General features: G+C 71.5%; 2 protein-coding genes. Both read right to left on the reverse strand.

The features are described from left to right. On the reverse strand, nt 1-433 hold a 433-nt coding region (mscL, locus tag CCL05_RS43245), incomplete at its 3' end, for a large conductance mechanosensitive channel protein MscL (RefSeq protein WP_107400602.1). A 120-nt stretch (nt 434-553) separates the two neighbouring features. Then, nucleotides 554-962: hypothetical protein (locus CCL05_RS43250; protein WP_086565912.1), on the reverse strand; the 409-nt coding region annotated here is incomplete at its 5' end.

Genomic DNA, 962 nt, shown 5'->3' on the forward strand with positions numbered 1-962 from the left:
GCCCGGATGGAAGCTCGTCGCGGATCTCCTTCAGCACCTCCAGCTCGGTCACCTCGATGACCTCCTGCGTGCCCTCCTTCGCCTTGCGACGAGCTTCCATCCGGGCCAGGTACTTCGCCATCGGCAGGACCATCAGGAAGTAGACGACCGCCGCGGTGATCACGAAGCTCAGCGCGGCGCCGAGGACGGAACCCCACAGGATCTGGATGCCCTGCTCGCCCTCGCACGTCGAGCTCAGACATGAGCTGTAGTGGTCGAGGTTCTTGGTCCCGATGGCCCCGACGACGGGGTTGATGATCCCCTTCACCACGGCGTTGACGATGTTGGTGAAGGCGGCGCCGATCACCACCGCCACGGCCAGATCGACGACGTTCCCGCGCATCAGGAAGGCCTTGAAGCCCTCCCAGACGCTCGGATCCTTCTTCTCGCTCACCTCGGGGTCTCTCCTCGCACGAGCAGCCTGCGGAACAAAACGCTCCGCAACCTACGTCAACGCTGCTCCGAATGGAGCACCCGGGTCCGTCGAACGAGCGACTCGACGAGATCAGGGACGTCACCACAGCGTCACGGCCAACCGCGCGGTGGTGCTCGCGCCGGCGAGCCGGGCCGCCGTGGCGCGCGGCACCGACAGCACGACCAGCGCCCCGGTGCCGCCCGCGCCCTCCAGCGGCTCCGGCACCTTCGTCACCCGGGCCCCGCGCGCGACCACCCGGGCATCGCCGCCCGACACGGTCTCCTCGGCGGCGATGACGTCGACCCGGTCGCCGGGCCGCAGCAGCCGCACGGTGGCCGCGTCGGCGATCCGGACCGGGGCCGTCACCGCCCCCACGGCCCGACGCGTGCGCACGGGCTGCTTCCCGGACACCGGGGCCGCGTGCGCGGGAGGCTGGGCCCGGGGATGCCCACGGGCCCCGTCGGCACTCCGCGGTCCCGCCGCCACCAGCGCGGTCGCGGTGACCGCG

It is taken from the genome of Streptomyces africanus (assembly GCF_002150735.1).
Taxonomy (GTDB): domain Bacteria; phylum Actinomycetota; class Actinomycetes; order Streptomycetales; family Streptomycetaceae; genus Streptomyces; species Streptomyces africanus.